Origin of the sequence: Pseudomonas putida, from assembly GCF_030159595.1 — a bacterium.
Classification (GTDB): domain Bacteria; phylum Pseudomonadota; class Gammaproteobacteria; order Pseudomonadales; family Pseudomonadaceae; genus Aquipseudomonas; species Aquipseudomonas putida_AC.
Map to the genome: position 1 here is coordinate 240,729 of NZ_BSKJ01000009.1, position 19,256 is coordinate 259,984.

The window sequence follows — 19,256 nt, forward strand, 5'->3', positions numbered from 1 at the left end:
TACTGCGCAGATCCTCAACAGTGCGCGGCCCCTGTGGGAGCTGGCTTGCCGGCGATGGGCTGCACAGCAGCCCCAACGTTCTCCGACCAGATAAATGCTGCGGCCCGGCGTGTTACCAGAACGTACCACGCAAGCCTGCAATCATGCGCAACCGTTTCAGGTCAGTAGGTCGCCCGCACCGTGAGGGTGAAGTTGCGTGGCTCGCCATAAAAGTTGCTGTTGGCCGAGGTGCCAACGGTCTGGTAGTACTTCTTGTCGAACAGGTTGTTGGCATTCAGGACCGCCGTCCAATGCGAGTCGATCTGGTACTCCAGGCTCGATGCCCACACGGCATAGCCCGCCTGGACGAACTTGAAACTCTCGGCTTCACCGTTATACAGCCCTGTGGCCGGGTTGTAAGGGGTGACCGTACCGCTGCGGCCGTTGCTGCTCTGGGCGGTCACGCCCAACCCGGCTTTCCACTTGCCCAGTTCGCCCGGCAAGCGGTAGGTCCCCCACAGCTTGAACAGGTGCTTGGGCGTGACCGCCGCGTAGGTATTACGGCTGCTGTCGTTGGCCTTGTCGACCGTGTGGTTGTAGGTGTAACCGGCAAACAGTTCGAGGCCGGTCAGCACTTCGCCACTGACCTCTGCATCGAAACCTTCGCTGACCACCTCGCCATCGTTGAGGAAGCAGCAGTTCGATGCACCATAGGTTGGCGGATAACGCGTGTCTTCAATCGCTGCACCTTCCTGCTCGATACGGTAGATGGCAAAGCTTGTGTTTACGCGCTCATCGAACAACAGGCCTTTCAGGCCAAGCTCATAGTTCTTTGCCGTGGCGGCATCCAGGGTCTTGCCACCGGCCGCCACTTGCAGGAACTGGGGTTTGTAGGTTTCGGCGTAGCTGACATAGGTGGTCCATTGCGGGGTCAGCTCGAAGGTCAGGCCGGCATACGGGGTGGTCACGCCCTGCTCCTTGAGACCGCGATGGTAAGGCGCCGGGTCGCTCAGCACATTGCCGAAATCGTCGAAGAACACCTCGGTATCGCGGTACTTGTAGGTGGACACCCGCGCACCAAGAATCAACTTGCTGCGCTCGCTCAACGACAGCCGGGTCATGCCGTAATAGCCGTATTTCTCGGTCGTGTTGTCATGGGTCTTGTTCGGTGTACTGCCCGGGTTGACCGGTTCGACCGGGTTGAAGATGTCCACCGGAGTGAAGTTCAGCAGGCCCCAGCGCTGCACGGTGTAACCGTCCGAATGGGAATAGTCGCCGCCCAGCAGTACATCGTGGTGCAAGCCGAACAGGTCGAAACCACCCTTCACATAGCTGTTGATGCCTTTGCGCTCCAGCCCCGTCCTGGCCGGGTAGTTCAGCCAGGTGCTCCCGGTACCGGTCAGCGGGTCGACCGCGCCGTTGGCAAACAACGAATTGCCATCGCGGTCCATGTCCATCCAGGTGAGGTCGGTGGTCCACAGCCAGTCTTCGTTGAAACTGTGGTCAAGCTTGATGTAGGCCTGCCGGGTCTTCTCCTCGACCGAACCCCAGCCGGCGAGGTAGGACGTCTTGCGTGACAGGCCAATGTCGCTGCCATCCTTGTAGCGTGGCAGGCCACCGAAGTTGGGGATGCCTTCGCTTTCCTGGTAGCTGGCCCCCACGGTCAGCAAGGTGTCTGCACTCAGGTCGAATTCCAGCGAGCCGTAGTACAGACTTTTCTCCATGTTCGCCGTGTCGTAGTAGAAGCGGTTGTTCTGATAAGCCACCCCTGCCCGCCCCCGGACGTTGCCGGTTTCAGTCAACGGGCCGGTAACGTCGAGCTCGCTGCGGTAGGTGTCCCAACTGCCGGCCGAAGCAGAGAACTTCAGCTGGTTGTGACCGAGCGCCCGTTTGCGTACCAGGTTGATGGTACCGCCGGGGTTGCCGCTGCCCGAATAGAGGCCATCGACACCGCGCAGGAGTTCCACATGGTCGTACTGGGCCAAGTCGAGCTGGCTGATCGAACCGTAGCCGGAGATCGCGGTGTCCATCGGGGCGCCACCGTCGAACTGGATGTTCGACACCGCAAAACCGCGGGAGAAGAAATTGGTGTCGTTGCCCAGCGATGAACCTGTCGCGCCGTTCTTCTGCAACGTGACGCCGGTGGTCTTGTCCAGTGCATCGGTCAGGGTGGTGAGGTTCTGGTCTTCGATACGCTGGCGAGTGACCACTGACACCGAGTGCGGCACATCCTTGATGGACTGGGCGACCTTGCTGCCAACACGGGTGGCGCCGGTAATATAGGCGCCGGTGCTTTCGGTGGTATCCCCCAGGACCTGCCCCTGGATCATCGTGCTTTGCAATGACAGCGGCGCGCCAGCGTCCGGCATGTCAGGCTGTAGCGACCAGTTGCCATCCGCCGCCTGTACCGCACTCAGGCCAGTGCCCTCCAGCAACAAGTAAAGCGCCATCCTGACCGGCAACTGGCCGTTTACCGGGCGCGCCTGCTTGCCCGCGACCCATTGCGGGTCGTAGGGCAAACTGATGCTGGCCTGTTCGGCGAAGCGGTCAAGCGCCTGCCCCAGTGGTGCCGCAGGCAAGTCGTAGCGGCGGCTGGGCTCATCCGCCAGCGCCTGATGGCAAAGGCTCAGACCGGTACCAAAGACAATGGCCTGGGCAAGCAAGGTGGGGCGATAGCGGGACAACAGATCCATCGAGGGGAGGCTCCTGAAAAGTGCTGGTTTTTTCTTCTTGTCGAAGAGCCCGGCAAAAACCCGTAACCGGGCAGGCACTTTTTTTCAGGCAGGCACAATGCGAACCCACAATGCGCTGCGCCACACCAGGCGCACCGGCAAGGTATGGGCTAACGTGCGCAAGGCGTTGTCGGTATCGTCGAGCTGGAACACTCCGGAAACTTGCAGCCCGGCCACGGCCGGGTCGCAACCGACCCAGCCATTGCGCTGGCGAGCCAATTGCGCAGCCAGCTCCTGCAATGGCATTTGCCGGGTAATCAGCAGGCCGCGCGTCCACGCCGAGCCTTCGAAGGTAGGGTGTTCAATGAAATGTCCACCTGCGGCATCGACCAGGTACTGCTCCCCTGCCTGTGCGAACGAAGGCGGCTGCCCAGGCATGTGGATGGCAACCGTGCCCTGGTCAACGGTCAGCCTTGTACGCCCTTGCTCCTGACACAGGTCGAAATCGTTGCCCAGGAAGCGGCCCTGTGCCGAGCTGACGCACAACGGGCGTTGCAGCGGGTCGATGCCCGCCTTCACCTGCACCTGGCCTTCGCGCAGTTCGATCAGGCGTTCGCGCTGGCTGAAACGCACATCCACCGCACTCCTGCTGTTCAGTCGCACCTGCGTACCGTCTGCCAGCTCGAAACGCCGTCGCGCGCCAGTATCGGTGCTGTAATCGGCAAGGCTGACACGCCAGGGTGACTGCTGCACGGCGCCCCCGGCCATACCCAGGCCCAACACGCCGAGCGCCAGGGTTTTCAATGCTGTACGGCGGCCGGGTTCGGCCAGTGTGCCCATCGCGACCCCGACGGGCAGTTCACGGGCCTGGTCAAAGCAGGTTTGCGCTTCCTGCAGTGCCTGCCAGGTGGCTTCATGCCGGGGGTCGGCCTGGCGCCAGGCCAGGCAGGCAGCGCATAACGCCGGCGCATGCTGCGACGACTCCAGCTTCACCAGCCAGTCGATGGCCTGGTCGAGCACCTTGTCGGTCATGGTTCGAGGGAAATCTGGTAACAGTGGCGAATGGCCTTGGCCATGTACTTCTCGATGCTACTCAGGCTTACCCCCAGGCGCAGAGCGATTTCCTGATAGCTGAGGCCTTCCAGGCGCGACAGCAGAAACGCCATGCGCGCCTTGGCTGGCAGGCCATCGAGCAGGGCGTCGATTTGCATCAGCGTCTGCAACAGCATCAGCTGCCGCTCGGCAGAGGGAGCCTCGGCTTCGGGCAGTTGCGCCAGTGCATGCAGGTAGGCGGCTTCCAGTTTCTGGCGACGGAAGCGGTCGATCAACAGCCCCTTCGCCACGCTACTCAGCCAGGCCCTTGGCTGGCGCAAACCGGCAACCAGCTGAGGGCGCAACAGCACCTGCAGAAAGGTGTCGTGGGCCACATCGGATGCCTGGTCACCATGGGGCTGGCGCCGTTGCAGCCAGTTCAGCAGCCAGGCGTGATGGTCACGGTAAAGCGCATCGACAGGCTCGTGTGCTGACACGGTGATCCCTCATCCCATATTGCCGAAAAGTGCAGTTGCAAATCGTTCGCAATATTACGGGGTTTCATCGCCTTGCCTCAAGCGTGGCGCATGCAAGGGCGGCTCAGATGGAACAAATTCGGATGACTTGTAGGACGCTTCTGATTCTCTGTGCCAAGCGCTTGAGGCCGCCCCGTGGGTGTTAGGTTTCTAACCCTATCCACCCACAGGGAGCTTGAGGATGCGCGTCAGTCTAGAGGGAAAAGGTCAGGCGGTAGATGGCGATGTGACCACAACGGGTGCTGTCTGTATTGCGACAGGAGCCGGATATCTTGACGAAGGCCGAATGGTGCTTCGTGAAGGCGACCACACCACGCCATGCCCTCTTTGTGGGCAGGAGGGAACTGTCGCCGAAGGTGTGGATCACTTCATTTCCGATGGCCAGCTTGTGGCCATGGACGGTGCGCTGGTTGTCTGTGGTTGTTCGCCGGGCAGCAATCGAGTGGTCGCACCGTTGTATCAAGCACCGCCACCCATGAAGCCCCTAGCAGCGCTTGCCAATGCTCACTTTGCCGAACCGGCAACCGCCGTCTACCCGGAGCGTTTCTCCCAACCTGTAATAGGTGCACTGCCCGGTACGCTGGAGCCGGGCTTCTACGTTGTTCCTCGACGCATGTCGTTCTCACAGGTGCTGCTGCAGTTGGCTGAGCACGACGCCACATTGCCGATCTCCCGGTTGCAGCGGCTCAACCCGACGTTTACACAAGGCTTCAAAGCAGGGGAAATCTTCGTCATCGGTGATCCTGACAACGGTAATGCCTGCACGCGCGAGGAGGGAGAACTGATGACAGCGGCGCAGCATGCGCGGCGTGCGCTGGAGGTGCTCGACTACGCCGAAGCGGACTCATGATGGAGCACCAGGCCGAGATCGCCGGCTTGCTCAGCGATGCAAGTTTGTCCATGGGCGTGGGTAAGGACATGCTGGATCAAGGTTTGAAACAGGTCAGTCATACATTGACGCGTATCGAGCAACTCCACCAGCGGGAGTTCATGCGCCACGGCCATCTGAACAGCCCAGGCTTCTTCGCCGAACGGCGGCGGCTTCTGCAGCAACTGGATGGACAGCTGAAAACAGCATTTCTGAACAAGCAGCTGAACCTTGGGAATTATGAGCGCTTGAGGAAGAGTTTGAATATCTCGACCAAGAGCCTGGTGCATCATTGGTCGAAAGCGGGTGGGCCGGGGCAGATGCCGGGGTATGCGACGCATCTGGATAAGGTGGCGAAGCTCGGCAAGTATCTCTCTTATGGTGGATACGCTGCAGTTGGGCTCGGAGGGACTTCGTCCTACCTGAAGGTTCAGGAGGTTTGCCGGGCCGGTGAGACTGAGGCATGTAAAAAGGTCCGAATGACAGAGACCGGTAGTTTTGCCGGAAGCCTTGGATTGAGCACTCTGGTTTCCACTGGTGCTGGACTAACCTCCGGTACGCTGTGTGCCGCTTTTGCGGTTGGGACTGCAGGCGTCGGGGTTCCGGTGTGTGGGATTCTGCTTGTCGGCGCTGGGGCAGTTGCTGGTGGCCTCGCGGGAGAGAAGCTTGGTGAGTCGGCAGGTGAGTTCATCTACGAGGCTACGAGTGATTGATATCAACGATTGGCCGACCTCAGCGAAGATAATATTGGTATTAGGGCCATTTGTAATTGGGCTGCCTGGCCCGGCGATCCTTGCCTTCCTTGTGCTAAGGAAAGATTACGATGTCGCGTGCTCGGCGATCCAAAGTAACCCATACCTTGAATCCATGAAGCAGGCGTGGGGTGGGCGACCGTTCAAGTGGCGATGGATGCTGATGTGTATGGTCGCTGGGCTAATAACATTTCCGGGGTTGGCATTGCATAGAGGCAAGCTAGACCCTGATGAATTGAAGCGCTTTCCTCCAAAGCTCAAATTCAAGTTAGCCCTTGCGGCCTGGCTAACAGTTCTTGGTTGTATCTGGATGATTGTTGCTTACACCTTGGTTGAGCTCTCGGAAGGGAGATAGGTACTCTGCAGGTCAGACCCGCAATTGCGGGTTTTCATCCTTGTGAACTGCCTTGTCGTCGCACCGAAACCTGTCCCGCCTGTAAACCCTCGACTGCCGTCTCTCCATCCGCATTTTGACCCACGCCCCCAGCACCAACCCGAACGTCACCACGCAGCAGGTTTTCGCGCATGCTTGTTTTTCCGGAAAGCGATGACACATCGCTTGCATATGACACTTTGTGTCATTAATATCGCGCTGTGTCCTGATGACAGCCACCTGTCCATCAGCAACCCATTGCCCTTTCCCATGCAGGTACCGCCCATGACGACCACCATGCAGGCCCCCAAGGACCAGTTGGTCAAACTCGCCCAGCAGCAAATGCTGACCGCGCTGGCCGACAACACCTACACCGCCCGGCAAAAGCTCGCCCTCACCTGCCGCATCCTGTTCGACGGCGGCCACGACTCAGGCCTGGCCGGGCAGATCACCGCCCGCGCGCAGGAGCCCGGCACCTACTACACCCAACAACTGGGCCTGGGCTTCGACGAAATCGCCGCCTCCAACCTGCTGGTGGTGGACGAAGACCTCACCGTGCTGCAAGGCCGCGGCATGGCCAACCCGGCCAACCGCTTCCACAGCTGGCTGTACCGCGCCCGCCCCGACGTCAACTGCATCATCCACACCCACCCGCTGCACAGCGCCGCGCTGTCAATGCTGGAAGTGCCGCTGGCCATCTCGCACATGGACCTGTGCCCACTGTTCGACGACTGCGCCTTCCTCAAGGAATGGCCCGGCGTGCCGGTGGGCAACGAAGAAGGCGAAATCATCGCGAAGGCGATTGGCGACAAACGCGCCATCCTGCTTTCCCACCACGGCCTGCTGATTGCCGGTGGCTCGATTGAAGAAGCCTGCGTGCTCGCCCTGCTGTTCGAGCGCGCGGCAAAGATGCAACTGCTGGCCATGGGCGCCGGTGACATACGCCCCATCCCCGAAGCACTGGGCAAAGAGGCCCACGACTGGATCTCCACCCCCAAACGTCATGGCGCCGCGTTCAGCTACTACGCACGCCGTGCCTTGCGTGCCCATGGCGACTGCCTGGGCTGATCGAAGCTGTACTCTTTCCTCAACAACGGCAAAGGTGCCTGGTCATGTCTACACCTGTAATTCGCGGCGTTATCGGCTACACCATCACTCCCTTCACGGCAGACGGCACGCTCGACCTGGATGCGTTGGGCACGTCCATCGACAGCCTGATTGCAGGCGGCGTGCACGCCATCGCACCGCTGGGCAGCACTGGCGAAGGGGCCTACCTGTCCGACAGCGAATGGGAAACCGTGGTGCGCTTCAGCCAGGCACGCATCGCCGGGCGTGTGCCCAGCGTGGTCAGCGTCTCTGACCTGACCACTGCCCGCACCGTGCAGCGTGCCCGCCTGGCACAGGCCTGCGGCGCCACGGCAGTGATGGTGCTGCCCATCTCTTACTGGAAGCTCACCGAAGCTGAAGTGGTCGCCCACTACAAGGCGGTCGGCGCCGCCATCGACATTCCGATCATGCTTTACAACAACCCGGGCACCAGCGGCACTGACCTGTCGGTGGAGCTGATCCTGCGCATCCTCGGCGAAGTGCCCAATGTGACCATGGTCAAGGAAAGCACCGGTGACATTCAGCGCATGCACCGCCTGTTCAAGGCCACCGATGGCCAGGTGGCGTTCTACAACGGTTGCAACCCGCTGACCCTGGAAGCCCTGGTGGCCGGCGCCACCGGCTGGTGCACCGCCGCACCCAACCTGATCCCGGCACTTAACCTAGCACTGTGGGACGCCGTACAGCAAGGCCAGCTGGCCGAAGCCCGCACGCTGTTCTACCGCCAGTACGAGCTGCTGGAGTACATCACCCGCCGAGGCCTGCCCACCACCATCAAGGCCGGTTTGAAACTGCTCGGCCAGGATGTCGGCGCCCCGCGCCTGCCCCTGCAGCCGCTGGATGCGCAGGGCAGCGACTACCTGAAAAGCCTGCTGGTAGCGCTGGCCAGCTGACCCTGAAACCTGCCCGTCAGCCTGTCGCTGGCGGGCAGCGCATTTCTGTAGGAGCAGCCTTGCGCTGCTGTACCTGACCTTTACCAGAGGCAACCATGGACGCGCCTGTACAAAGCTCTTCAACCCCGTTTCGACTGGCAGACATCCTTCACCCCGTTGTGGCAGGGATCGTTTCGGTCATCGTCAACTACGGTGGCACCTTCATCCTGGTGTTCCAGGCGGCCAAGGTTGCCGGGCTGAGCCCCGAGCTGACTTCGTCGTGGGTCTGGGCCGTGTCGATCGGCGTCGGTCTCAGCGGCCTGGCGCTGTCCTGGTACAGCCGCGCGCCGGTGATCACGGCCTGGTCCACGCCAGCCGCTGCGTTCCTGGTCACGGCCCTGGCCAACGTGCCCTACAGTGAAGCCATCGGTGCCTATCTGCTGTCGGCCGCCGGCTTCGTGGTGCTGGGGATTACCGGGTGCTTCGAGCGCCTGGTGCGGGTCGTCCCTGGCGGTATTGCAGCCGGACTTCTGGCCGGCATCTTGTTGCAGTTCGGTATCGGTGCCTTTGCCAGCCTGTCGGTGGACCCGGCCCTGGCCGGGCTGCTGATTGCGGCCTATGTGGCATTCAAGCGTTTTACCGCCCGCTACGCCGTGGTCGGCATTCTGCTACTGGGCCTTGGCTACTTACTGCTGCAAGGGCAAGTGGGCCTTACCACGCTCAAGCTGGAATTCGCCTCTCCGGTATTCACCGCGCCCACCTTCTCCCTCAACGCTGCCCTCAGCGTGGCCCTGCCATTGTTCCTGATCACCCTCACCGGCCAGTACATGCCCGGCATGCTGGTGCTGCGCAACGACGGCTTCACGACCAGCGCCAACCCGATCGTCGCGGTCACGGGCCTGGGGTCATTGCTGATGGCGCCGTTCGGTTCGCATGCCTTCAACATCGCCGCCATCACCGCAGCCATCTGCACCGGCAAGGAAGCCCATGAAGACCCTGGCAAGCGCTGGGTGGCAGGCATCGCCGCCGGTGTCTGCTACATCCTCGTGGGGGTGTTCGGGGTCACCTTGGCGAGTGTGTTCATGGCCCTCCCGGGCACGTTCATCACCACCCTGGCCGGCCTTGCCTTACTGGGCACCATCGGTGCCAGCCTGGCCAGCGCAATGGCCGATGCCCGCGCCCGCGAGGCGGCACTGATCACCTTCCTGGCGGCAGCCGCCAACATCAGCCTGTTCGGCATTGGCGGGGCCTTCTGGGGCCTGGTCATTGGCTTGCTGGCCCATGCCGCACTGAACGGCCGCCTCCCCGGTTTCAGCGGCAACGCCCGCTAAGCGGGCTTTCCACCACCTTGCCGTGCGCCAAGGGCGCACGCTGTACAACAGGTATCGACATGCCCCAAGCTGGCCCCAAGTTGCTTACCCAAGTGGCTGCCGTGCACTTCGTCAGCCATGTGCACATCATGCTGATCCCGGCATTACTACCCGTGCTTCCCGGCCTGCTGGGGGTGGGCTTCATCGAACTCGGCGTTGCCCTGGCAGTATTCAACATCGTCTCCGCCCTGGTGCAGGCCCCGCTGGGTTTTGCCGTCGATCACTATGGCGCGCGTAAAGTGCTCAAGGCCGGGCTGTTGCTGGGCAGCCTCAGTTTCCTGCTGCTGGCTGCCAGCCCGGGGTATGCGGTGCTGCTGGTGGCGATGGCCTTGGCGGGCCTGGCCAATGGCGTGTACCACCCGGCCGACTATGCACTGCTGGCCAGCGGTATCGAGCCTGCGCGCCTGGGGCGGTCGTTCTCGATTCATACCTTTGCCGGCTTCCTCGGCTCGGCGGTCACGCCGGCCGTATTCCTCGGTATCGCCGCTGTGTTCGGCACCCGGGCGGCCCTGGCGGCGGGCGCGGTATTTGGGGTAGCCGCGCTGCTGCTGATATCGATACCAGGCAGTGGCGTTTACCAGGTCGCAGGGCCTGGCAACCAAACGGGCGCTGGCCCGGTCGCGGCAACAGGCCGCGTGCGTTTGTTCACACCCATGATCGGCGTCCTGACGGTGTTGTTCATCCTGCTCAACCTGAGCACCAGCGCCATCGAGAAGTTTTCCGTAGCCGCACTCGTACAAGGCCAAGGCCTGACCCTGGCCTGGGCCAACACCGCGCTCACCGCCTTCCTGCTGTGCAGCGCAGCGGGCGTGCTGTGCGGTGGTGCCTTGGCCGACCGTACCCGGCGCCATGGCCTGGTGGCGGCAATGGCCTTCGCGGCGGCGGCCGCGCTGACCGCGCTGGTGGCCCTGGGGCTGCTGCAGGGCTGGGCACTGGTGGTGGTACTGGGTGCCATCGGCCTGCTGACCGGGATCATCGCCCCGTCGCGGGACATGCTGGTCAAGGCGGCTGCACCGCCAGGGGCCGAGGGCAAAACCTTCGGGCTGGTGTCGACCGGGTTCAATATCGGTGGCGCCATCGGGCCAGTGGCGTTTGGCTGGATGCTCGACCAGCGCCTGCCAAACGGGATTTTCGTTGCATCGGTCGTGTTCATGCTGCTGACGGTGCTGCTGACCCTGGCGCAAGAGGCGTACCTGGCCAGGGCCCGCAACGCTGAGCGACTGGCGCGCGCTGTGTAGGTACGGCTTTGGCCTGTCATTTCGGCCGTTCAGGTTACCGGGTTCGCATGTACCACGCGCCCGCCTGCGCCCGGCCGATTGACGAACAGCACATCCAGCACACTGTTGCGCAAGCCCTTCAGCGCATTCCAGTTTGCCGAGGCATGCACATACTTCTCGCACAGCAGCCGCTGTTCAGCCTCGCTCAACCCCGGCTGGTCCGTTTCCCCCAAGGCAAACGCATGCAACTTGCGGCTGATCTCCAGTAAATCCTCCGGCAGCCTGTGCTCAGGCTGCTCGCCCAACGGCGCAAATGGCACGCCAGCCCGCACCGCCAGCGCTCGCATCACGCTCAAGTACACCCGGGACAACTGCCCCGCCACTTCCCGCTCACAGTACAACGCCGCATACACCTGCTTTTGCGCCTCATGTGGCCGGCCGCCGGCAAGTGGCGCCTCCCAGCTCACGACCTGCGGCCTGGGCATGTGCCTGTCGGCATACGCCGACGCCAACAAGGCACTTACCGTGGCGTGCACATGGCTTTGCTCGGCCCGCATGCCCACCGGCACACGCTGGGACTGCGGCTTGCACAGCAGCACCTGCTCCAGCGTGGTTTCCGGGTAACCACCCCCGATGTTCGAATGCACCCCCGGCAACACAATGTCGTGACCACTGCCCACCAGCGGAAAGTTATGCCGCTGCTCATCCCCCGCCACCAGCTGCACCACCTGCCGGGCAATACCTGCCCCAAGGCCCAGGCGCAGGCCGCCCTGGCGGCTATCGGCGGGGTCGAAGTCGCCCTGCAACGGCGCGATGATCGCCGCCACGGTGTCGAACAGGCCGATAAAGTTGATCGAAGTGTCGCACGCTATCGGCAACAACCCGCCCGCGCCATCCTGTAGCAGGTTGGCCAGGTGCCGTACCGCCGCCGCCCCGCGGCTGAAACCGAACAGGTCGAACTCGACCCGCGCCACGGCTGCCTGCGGATGTGCCCGGCACCAGCCCTGAAGCTGTTCGGCCATCCCCTGCAAAGCCTCGGCGACCCGCGCCTCAACCCCCGTGCGCCCACGACCGGTGGCCGCGGCATAGGCATGGTCCGCCTCACCGGCCAGGGTACCCACGCCTTCCACATAGCGTTTCATAAACACCAGCGTGCCATCGGCATCAGCCTCACCCGCCGGATACAGGGCATGCAACAGGGCCACATTGCTCAGGGCATTGCCATAGCTGCCGCGCTGTTCATCCACGGTCATGGCATTGTGCCGGTTGTTACCGGTGCCATCGAAAAACACGCCAAAACGCAGGGTGGCGGGTGTGGGGATTGGCGTGCTACCGCTACTCATTTTCATCATCGTGCCTGCTGCTTGCCTGAAAAGCACAAGCAGGCGCCAGCACGCCTTCACCGACCATCAGACAATGGCCAGCCCTACCTGGGACATTTCTGTACCGACAAGCCCCCCGCAACGATAAATTTACCCGCCGCCATTGGTCGCCGCCCCCCCGGATAGATTAAAGTATCAGCCCTTGCCAGGGCCGCTACCGTCAGCCGCCTCAGGCCCCACACCAGGAACCGTCGCCGATGGAACACCGTGAAGCGCTGATCGCGCTGCGCACCTTTCTTTCTTCCCAGATCCTAGGCCAGGAAAAACTGGTCGAGCGGCTGTTGATCGTGCTGCTGGCCGACGGCCACATGCTGGTGGAAGGTGCACCGGGCCTGGCCAAGACCAAGGCCATCAAAGAACTGGCCGAAGGCATTGAGGCACAGTTCCATCGCATCCAGTTCACGCCCGACCTGCTCCCCGCCGACATCACCGGCACGGAAATCTATCGCCCGGAAACCGGCAGCTTCGTGTTCCAGCAGGGGCCGATCTTCCATAACCTGGTGCTGGCCGACGAAATCAACCGCGCCCCGGCCAAGGTGCAGTCGGCGCTGCTCGAAGCCATGGCCGAGCGCCAGGTCAGCGTGGGCCGCAGCACCTACGACCTGTCGCCGCTGTTCCTGGTCATGGCCACGCAGAACCCCATCGAGCAGGAAGGCACCTACCCGCTGCCCGAAGCCCAGCTCGACCGCTTCCTGATGCATGTAAAAATCGGCTTCCCCGACGCTGCGGTTGAGCGGCGCATCCTGGCGCAGGCGCGTGGCGAAGCCTTGGGCGGCGAAACCAAGCCCGAGCGCCGGGTCAGCCAGCAGGCCATCTTTGCCGCGCGCAAGGAAATCCTTGGCCTGTACATGGCCGACGCGGTGGAGGAATACCTGGTACAGCTGGTCATGGCCACCCGCACCCCGGCCAAGTTCGACGCAGAGCTGGCCGACTGGATCGCCTACGGCGCCAGCCCGCGCGGTTCCATCTCGCTGGACCGCTGCGCGCGTGCCCACGCCTGGCTGGCCGGGCGTGATTTCGTCAGCCCCGAAGATATCCAGGCGGTGCTGTTCGACGTGCTGCGCCACCGCATCATCCTCTCGTTCGAGGCCGAGGCGGCGGGGATCGACCAGGACCGCGTGGTCCAGCGCATCCTCGACGTCGTCGCCGTTGCCTGAGCCCATGCCCACCGCTCAGCTGGCCGAACCCGGCATCCGCATCGGCCTTGCCGAGCTGATCGACATGCGTCACCGCGTGCGCGAAATCCAGCTGTTTTCCAAGCCCGGCCAGCGCAGCCCGCTGGTGGGCCTGCACCATTCCAAGCTGCGCGGGCGCGGTGTGGACTTCGACCAGGTGCGCGTGTACCAGGCCGGCGACGATGTGCGCAACATCGACTGGCGGGTGACCGCGCGCACCCAGGAGCCGCACACCAAACTGTTCCACGAAGAGCGCGAACGGCCGATCTTCATCCTCGTCGAGCAAAGCCAGCGGCTGTTTTTCGGCTCGGGGCTGATGTTCAAGTCGGTGTTGGCGGCACAGGCCGCGGCACTGTTCGGCTGGGCCGCGCTGGGCCACAACGACCGCATCGGCGGCCTGGTGTTCGGCGACAACGAACACCACGAAATCAAACCCCGGCGCAGCAAACAGAGCCTGCTGCAACTGCTCAACCGCCTGGCCAAGGTCAACCAGGCACTGCACACCGAAGCCACGCCCGGGGCTGACAGCCTCGGCCTGGCCCTGCGCCGCGCCCGCGAAGTGCTGCGCCCCGGCAGCCTGGCCATCGTGATTTGCGATGAACGCTCGCTCAGCGCCCAGGTGGAACAGCACCTGGCCATGCTCTCGCGCCATTGCGACCTGCTGTTGCTACCCGTGTCCGATCCGCTCGACCACGCCCTGCCGGCCGCCGGCCTGCTGCGCTTCGCCCAGCGTAGCGCCCAGCTGGAACTCGACACACTCGACGCCAACCTCCGCCAGGCCTACCGCCAGCAGGCCGAAGCTCGCATCGAGCGGTGGGAGCTGATGGCGCAGAAGCTGCGTGTGGTCCTGATGCCACTGAGCACGCAAAGCGAAATGATCGAGCAACTGCGCGAGTACCTGAACGCTCAGCGGCCCCGGAGCGCGTCATGAACCCACTCAACCAACTGCACCCGCTGATCGACCCGGCACCGATCGGCCTGTGGCCGCCGGCACCGGGCTGGTGGCTGTTGCTGGCGCTACTGCCGCTACTGGGCTGGGGCCTGTGGCAGCTGCGCCGCTGGCGCCCGGGCAAACGCCGCATCGTGCGTGCCGAGCAACCGCTCGACCCGGTGCGCGTGGCCGCTCTGGCCGAGCTGGCCCTCCTGCCACGCCCCTACGATGGCGCACCGGCAGGTGCCTGGCTGCAACAGATCAACGCCCTGCTCAAGCGCCTGTGCCGCAACCACTACCCCGGCGCCAACAGCCACACCCTCAACGGTCGCCAATGGCTGGCGTTTCTCGACAACCGCTGCCCGGCCGCTGGCCTGACCCGCTGGATGGTGCTGGTCGAAGGCGCCTACAAACCTGAGTGCAAGCTCGACGACAAAGCCATCGCCGGGCTCAGCCAGGCCGTGGAAACCTGGATTCGAAAGCATGTTTGAACTGGCCTGGCCGTGGGTCTTCGCCCTGTTGCCGCTGCCATGGCTGGCACGCCTGCTGCTGCCCGCAGCCGACAGCGGTGAGCCGGTGCTCAAGGTGGGCTTCCTCAACGAACTGGAAGGCCTGGCCGGGCGCCGCGCGCGGCTCAACCTGCCCACCTGGCGCCAACAGGCCCCGTTCGTGGTCATCTGGCTGTTGCTGCTGTGCGCGGCTGCCCGCCCGCAGTGGCTGGGCGATCCGGTGCCGGTGGCCGCCAGCGGTCGCGACCTGCTGGTGGCGGTGGACGTGTCCGGGTCGATGGACTTCCCCGACATGCAGTGGAAGAACGAAGACATCAGCCGCCTCGACCTGGTCAAGGCGCTGATGGGCGATTTTCTGCAGGACCGCGAAGGCGACCGTGTGGGCCTGATCCTGTTCGGCAGCCAGGCCTACCTGCAGGCGCCGCTCACCTTCGATCGGCGCACCGTGCGCACGTTCCTCGACGAAGCGCAAATCGGCATCGCCGGCAAGAACACCGCCATCGGCGACGCCATCGGCCTGGCGGTCAAACGCCTGCGCCAACGCCCGGCGCAAAGCCGGGTGCTGGTGCTGATCACCGACGGCGCCAACAACGGTGGGCAGATCCACCCACTGACCGCCGCCCGCCTGGCGGCCCAGGAAGGCGTGCGCATCTATACCATCGGCATCGGCGCCAACCCCGAAGCCAGTGGCACCCCTGGCCTGCTCGGCCTCAACCCGAGCCTGGACCTTGACGAAGCCGCGCTCAAGGAAATTGCCGACATCACCCACGGCGCCTACTTCCGCGCCCATGACGGCGCCGAACTGGACGCCATCGGCGACACCCTCGACCAGCTGGAGCCCGTGGCCCAGCAACCGACCCAGGCACGCACGGCCCAGGCCCTGTACGCCTGGCCCCTGGCACTGGCGCTGCTGCTCAGCGTGCTACTGGTGGTGGCCGTGCAATGGCCAGACAACCTGCTGCAACGCCTGCTGCGCAAGCCGCGCTTCCTGCAGCCGCACCCGGAATGGCGCCAGCGCCTGAAGCGCCTGCGCCTAAGGAGGCGGCGATGATCGAACTGTGGCCCCAATGGCTACGCCCGCTCTGGCTGCTGGCCGTGCCCCTGCTCGGCTGGCTGCTGTACAAGCTGTGGCACCGGCGCAAACGCGCCGGGCGCTGGCAGATGATTCTGCCGCCGGCGTTCCATGGCGTATTGCTAGGCGGTGGTAGCGGCAGCACCAGTAAACTGCCATGGGTTGCACTGGGCCTGGCCTGGGCGCTGGTGATCCTGGCCCTGCTCGGGCCCAGCTGGCAACGCGTCGAAGAAAACCGCCAACGCCCGGCCGACCCGCTGGTGATCCTGCTGGAACTGACTCCGCAGATGCTTGCCGAGGACAGCCCGCCCAACCGCCTGGAACAGGCCCGGCGCAAAATTCTCGACCTGCTCGAACACCGACGCGACAGCCAGACTGCGCTGGTGGTGTATGCCGGGTCTGCACATACCCTGGTGCCGTTGTCCGATGACCTGGCCACCACCCGCAACCTGCTGGAGGCCATCGACCCGTCGATCATGCCGCAAGCGGGCCAACGCGCGGACCTGGCCGTGCAAAAGGGCCTGGCGCTGCTCGCCCAGAGTGGTTTGGGCCAAGGCCGCCTGCTGCTGATCGGCTCGTCGCTCAGTGCGCCGGAGCGCCAGGGCATCAGCCAGGCCCTCGGCCGCCAGGGCCCCAGCCTGTTGATGCTGGGCATTGGCAGCCGCGAAGGCGCCCCGGTACGTCAAGCCAACGGCGAATTCCTTAAAGACAACCAAGGTGGCATCCTCTTGCCACGTCTGGACAGCGCCAGCCTCAAGGGCTTCATCAGCGGTACCGGCGGGCGCTACCGGCATGCCCGCATCGACGACCTCGACCTGCGCGGTCTGGGCCTGTTCGACAACCCGCGCACCGCGCGCAATGACGGCCAGACCCTGCAACTGGACAGCTGGGCCGACCAAGGCTACTGGCTGCTGATCCCGCTGCTGCTGCTGGCCGCGTGTGCCGGCCGGCGTGGCTGGCTGTTCTGCCTGCCGCTGCTGCTGGCGTTGCCGCAGCCCAGCCAGGCCTTCGAATTCAACGACCTGTGGCTGCGCCCCGACCAGCAAGGCCAGCGCCTGCTGGAACAAAACCGCCCGGCCAGCGCCGCGCGTCACTTCCAGGACCCGCAATGGCGCGGCATGGCCTTGTACCAGGCCGGCGACTATGCCGGTGCCGCCGAGGCATTTTCCCAAGGCGACACAGCGCCAGCCCACTACAATCGAGGCAATGCCCTGGCCCACAGCGGCGAGCTGGAAGCTGCCCTGGATGCGTACGAGCAAGCCCTGGAGCGCCAGCCTGACTTGCAAGCGGCGCTCGACAACCAGGCGCTCGTGCAACAAATGCTGCAGCAACGTGATGCCAAGGCCGAGGAACAACCGCCCAGCAGCGATGCCCAAGGCACGCCGGGCAGCGAAACCGAAGGCAACAGCAGCTCAGCCAGCAGCCCGGCCCAAGGCACTCCGGGCAACGACGAACACGCCAGCGCCGAACAACCCGGCGAAAGCAGCAGCAACAGCCAGGCCGCACCCGGCAACCAGGCCGGGGGTGACGACAGCGTGATCCAGCCACCGCAACGCCCGGTGTCGACCAGCCTCGACGCCGAACAGCGCCAGGCCTTGGAGCAGTGGCTGCGGGAAATCCCCGACAACCCGGCAGAACTGCTGCGGCGCAAATTCTGGTATGAACAGCAATTGCATCAGGAAACCCAACGATGAGTCGCTTCGGCGTCTTTCTCTTTACCCTGCTGTGGGCTGTACTGGCCCACGCCGAACCGCTGCTGCAGGCCAGCGTCGACCGCACCCGCCTGGAGGCCGGCGAAAGCCTGGAGCTGACGCTGGAGAGCCAGGACGTCACCCAGTTCGGCAAGCCCGACCTGCGCGCCCTGGAAGGCGACTTCGAAGTGCGCGGCACCCGCCAGCTGAACAGCCTGCACACCCTCGACGGCGAAACCCGCGCCAGCACCCGCTGGATCATCACCCTGCTGCCCCGGCGCAGTGGCAGCTTGCGCATTCCCGAACTGCAGTTGGGCCAGTCACACAGCCAGGCCATCGAGCTGCAAGTGCTGCAGGCTGATGCCAGCCGGCCCGACAGCGCCTCTCAGGTATTCATCGAGGCAACCCTCGACAGTAACGACGTCTATGTCCAGGCCCAAGCCATGCTGACCCTGCGCATCTACCACTCGGTAGCCCTGTACGACGACAGCAGCTTGAGCCCGTTGCAACTGGATAACGCCAAGGTCGAGCCACTGGGCGAATCGCGCACCTATGAAAAGGAAATCAACGGCGTCCGCCATGGTGTGATCGAAACCCGCTATGCCGTGTATGCCCAGCAAAGCGGCACGCTCGACATCCCGCCGCTCACCTTCACCGCCACGGCTGCCGCCAGCAGCGACGACACCTCGCAGGCCAATGGTACGGCCCGCGCCGGCCACCAGGTGCAGGTCAGCTCACTGCCGCTGCGACTGAGCGTACGCCCCATTCCGGCCGCCTGGCCCGCTGGCGTGCCGTGGTTGCCGGCACGCAGCCTGACCTTGGAAGAACACTGGAACCCCGACCCCGGCAACCAGCAGGTGCAGATTGGCGACTCGCTGACCCGCAACATCACCCTGCGCGCCGAAGGCTTGTCCAGCACCCAGCTGCCGCCGTTGCCGGCCACTGAAATCACCGGCCTGCGCCGCTACCCGGACCAGCCGCTGCTGCGCAACGAAATCGGCGACCGCGGCATGACCGCCAACCGCGAAGAACGTGAGGCGCTGGTGCCGACCCACAGCGGCACACTGGCCCTACCAGCGCTGGAAGTGAGCTGGTGGAACACCCGCGAAGACCACCTGGAACACACCAGCCTGCCGGCGCGCACGCTGAACGTGCAAGACAACCCGGCGCTGAGTGCCGATACCCCGGTGAGTGACAACAGCAGCGCCAGTACCCTGCTGTGGCCTTGGCAGTTGGCTACCTTGGTGTTCGCCCTCACCACCGTACTGGGCTTCGCCCTGTGGTGGCGCGCCCGCTCACAACCGGCCGTGCTGCGCGCCGCGCAGAACGGGCCAAGCCCGCGCACCCTGCTGGACGACCTCAAGCGTGCCTGCCAGGCCAACGACCCCCAGGCAACGCGTCAGGCGCTGGACGCCTGGGCCCGACAGCAGCCAGAAACCCTGGCAGAAATGGCGGCGCGGTTCGTGCCGTTGTCGGATGCGCTGGACGGGTTGAACGGGGCGCTGTACAGCGAGAGCGGGCAGTATTGGCAGGGTGAGGAATTGTGGCGAGCGATTGGTACCATTCCGCCGGCCGAGCAAGTGTTGTTGCCGGCCGGGGAGAATGGCGGGCTACCGCCGCTTTACCCCAAGTAATTGGCTGCCTGAGCCGGCCGCTTCGCGGGTAAACCCGCTCCCACAGCAGCCCCGAGCTTGGGTTACCATACCGCCCTTTCCCCG

15 protein-coding genes and 1 pseudogene are annotated in these 19,256 nt (G+C 64.2%); 12 read left to right on the plus strand and 4 right to left on the minus strand.

From position 1 onward, the window contains the following. Positions 1-161: 161 nt before the first annotated feature. The 3 genes from QQL85_RS20550 to QQL85_RS20560 form a co-directional block, all read right to left on the minus strand. A complete protein-coding gene (locus QQL85_RS20550; protein WP_284356563.1) occupies positions 162-2,672 on the minus strand; it encodes a TonB-dependent siderophore receptor in 2,511 nt (836 codons plus the stop codon). A gap of 84 nt (positions 2,673-2,756) precedes the next feature. Further along, on the minus strand, positions 2,757-3,683 hold the full coding sequence (locus QQL85_RS20555) for a FecR domain-containing protein (protein WP_284356564.1): 927 nt from the start codon (positions 3,681-3,683) through the stop codon (positions 2,757-2,759). Then, positions 3,680-4,180, minus strand: coding sequence for a sigma-70 family RNA polymerase sigma factor (locus QQL85_RS20560; protein ID WP_284356565.1), 501 nt, complete (start codon positions 4,178-4,180; stop codon positions 3,680-3,682). The genes QQL85_RS20555 and QQL85_RS20560 overlap by 4 nt, the downstream gene beginning before the upstream one ends. 220 nt (positions 4,181-4,400) lie before the next feature. Between QQL85_RS20560 and QQL85_RS20565 the strand changes: the two are divergent. From QQL85_RS20565 to QQL85_RS20590, 6 genes and pseudogenes are all read left to right on the plus strand, one after another. Continuing rightward, positions 4,401-5,800 (plus strand): annotated as a pseudogene (locus QQL85_RS20565) (PAAR domain-containing protein). Then, entirely contained in the window at positions 5,793-6,194 is a 402-nt protein-coding gene (locus tag QQL85_RS20570) for a hypothetical protein (protein ID WP_284368778.1), read from the plus strand. The pseudogene QQL85_RS20565 and the gene QQL85_RS20570 overlap by 8 nt, the downstream one beginning before the upstream one ends. A 303-nt stretch (positions 6,195-6,497) precedes the next feature. After that, entirely contained in the window at positions 6,498-7,280 is a 783-nt protein-coding gene (locus tag QQL85_RS20575) for an aldolase (RefSeq protein WP_019097010.1), read from the plus strand. A gap of 44 nt (positions 7,281-7,324) precedes the next feature. Next, complete coding sequence (locus QQL85_RS20580) at positions 7,325-8,212, plus strand: dihydrodipicolinate synthase family protein (protein WP_284357200.1); 888 nt, start codon at positions 7,325-7,327, stop codon at positions 8,210-8,212. Between the two features lie 95 nt (positions 8,213-8,307). Next, positions 8,308-9,522 (plus strand): benzoate/H(+) symporter BenE family transporter, encoded by a 1,215-nt coding sequence (locus tag QQL85_RS20585; protein ID WP_284357201.1) that lies wholly within the window; start codon positions 8,308-8,310, stop codon positions 9,520-9,522. Positions 9,523-9,581: 59 nt separating this feature from the next. Next, positions 9,582-10,799, plus strand: coding sequence for an MFS transporter (locus QQL85_RS20590; RefSeq protein WP_284357202.1), 1,218 nt, complete (start codon positions 9,582-9,584; stop codon positions 10,797-10,799). A gap of 29 nt (positions 10,800-10,828) precedes the next feature. Here QQL85_RS20590 and QQL85_RS20595 read toward each other — a convergent pair whose 3' ends face one another. Continuing rightward, positions 10,829-12,130 carry a phospholipase effector Tle1 domain-containing protein gene (locus QQL85_RS20595; RefSeq protein WP_284357203.1) on the minus strand — a complete coding sequence of 434 codons (1,302 nt, stop codon included), beginning with the start codon at positions 12,128-12,130 and terminating at the stop codon, positions 10,829-10,831. Between the two features lie 227 nt (positions 12,131-12,357). Here QQL85_RS20595 and QQL85_RS20600 point away from each other — a divergent pair, with 227 nt between their 5' ends. From QQL85_RS20600 to QQL85_RS20625, 6 genes are read left to right on the plus strand one after another with little or no spacing between them, the layout of a single operon-like run. Then, the gene (locus QQL85_RS20600) at positions 12,358-13,317 is read left to right on the plus strand and encodes an AAA family ATPase (RefSeq protein ID WP_016714824.1); all 960 of its coding nucleotides are present in this window, start codon (positions 12,358-12,360) and stop codon (positions 13,315-13,317) included. A 4-nt stretch (positions 13,318-13,321) separates the two neighbouring features. Next, positions 13,322-14,266 carry a DUF58 domain-containing protein gene (locus tag QQL85_RS20605; RefSeq protein ID WP_016714823.1) on the plus strand — a complete coding sequence of 315 codons (945 nt, stop codon included), beginning with the start codon at positions 13,322-13,324 and terminating at the stop codon, positions 14,264-14,266. Next, a complete protein-coding gene (locus QQL85_RS20610) occupies positions 14,263-14,757 on the plus strand; it encodes a DUF4381 domain-containing protein (RefSeq protein WP_284357204.1) in 495 nt (164 codons plus the stop codon). The genes QQL85_RS20605 and QQL85_RS20610 overlap by 4 nt, the downstream gene beginning before the upstream one ends. Further along, positions 14,750-15,826 carry a vWA domain-containing protein gene (locus tag QQL85_RS20615; RefSeq protein ID WP_119370820.1) on the plus strand — a complete coding sequence of 359 codons (1,077 nt, stop codon included), beginning with the start codon at positions 14,750-14,752 and terminating at the stop codon, positions 15,824-15,826. Before QQL85_RS20610 ends, QQL85_RS20615 begins: the two co-directional genes overlap by 8 nt. Next, positions 15,823-17,541, plus strand: a complete 1,719-nt coding sequence (locus QQL85_RS20620; protein WP_284357205.1) for a vWA domain-containing protein — start codon at positions 15,823-15,825, stop codon at positions 17,539-17,541. Before QQL85_RS20615 ends, QQL85_RS20620 begins: the two co-directional genes overlap by 4 nt. Then, on the plus strand, positions 17,538-19,172 hold the full coding sequence (locus tag QQL85_RS20625) for a BatD family protein (protein ID WP_284357206.1): 1,635 nt from the start codon (positions 17,538-17,540) through the stop codon (positions 19,170-19,172). Before QQL85_RS20620 ends, QQL85_RS20625 begins: the two co-directional genes overlap by 4 nt. Positions 19,173-19,256: the final 84 nt, after the last annotated feature.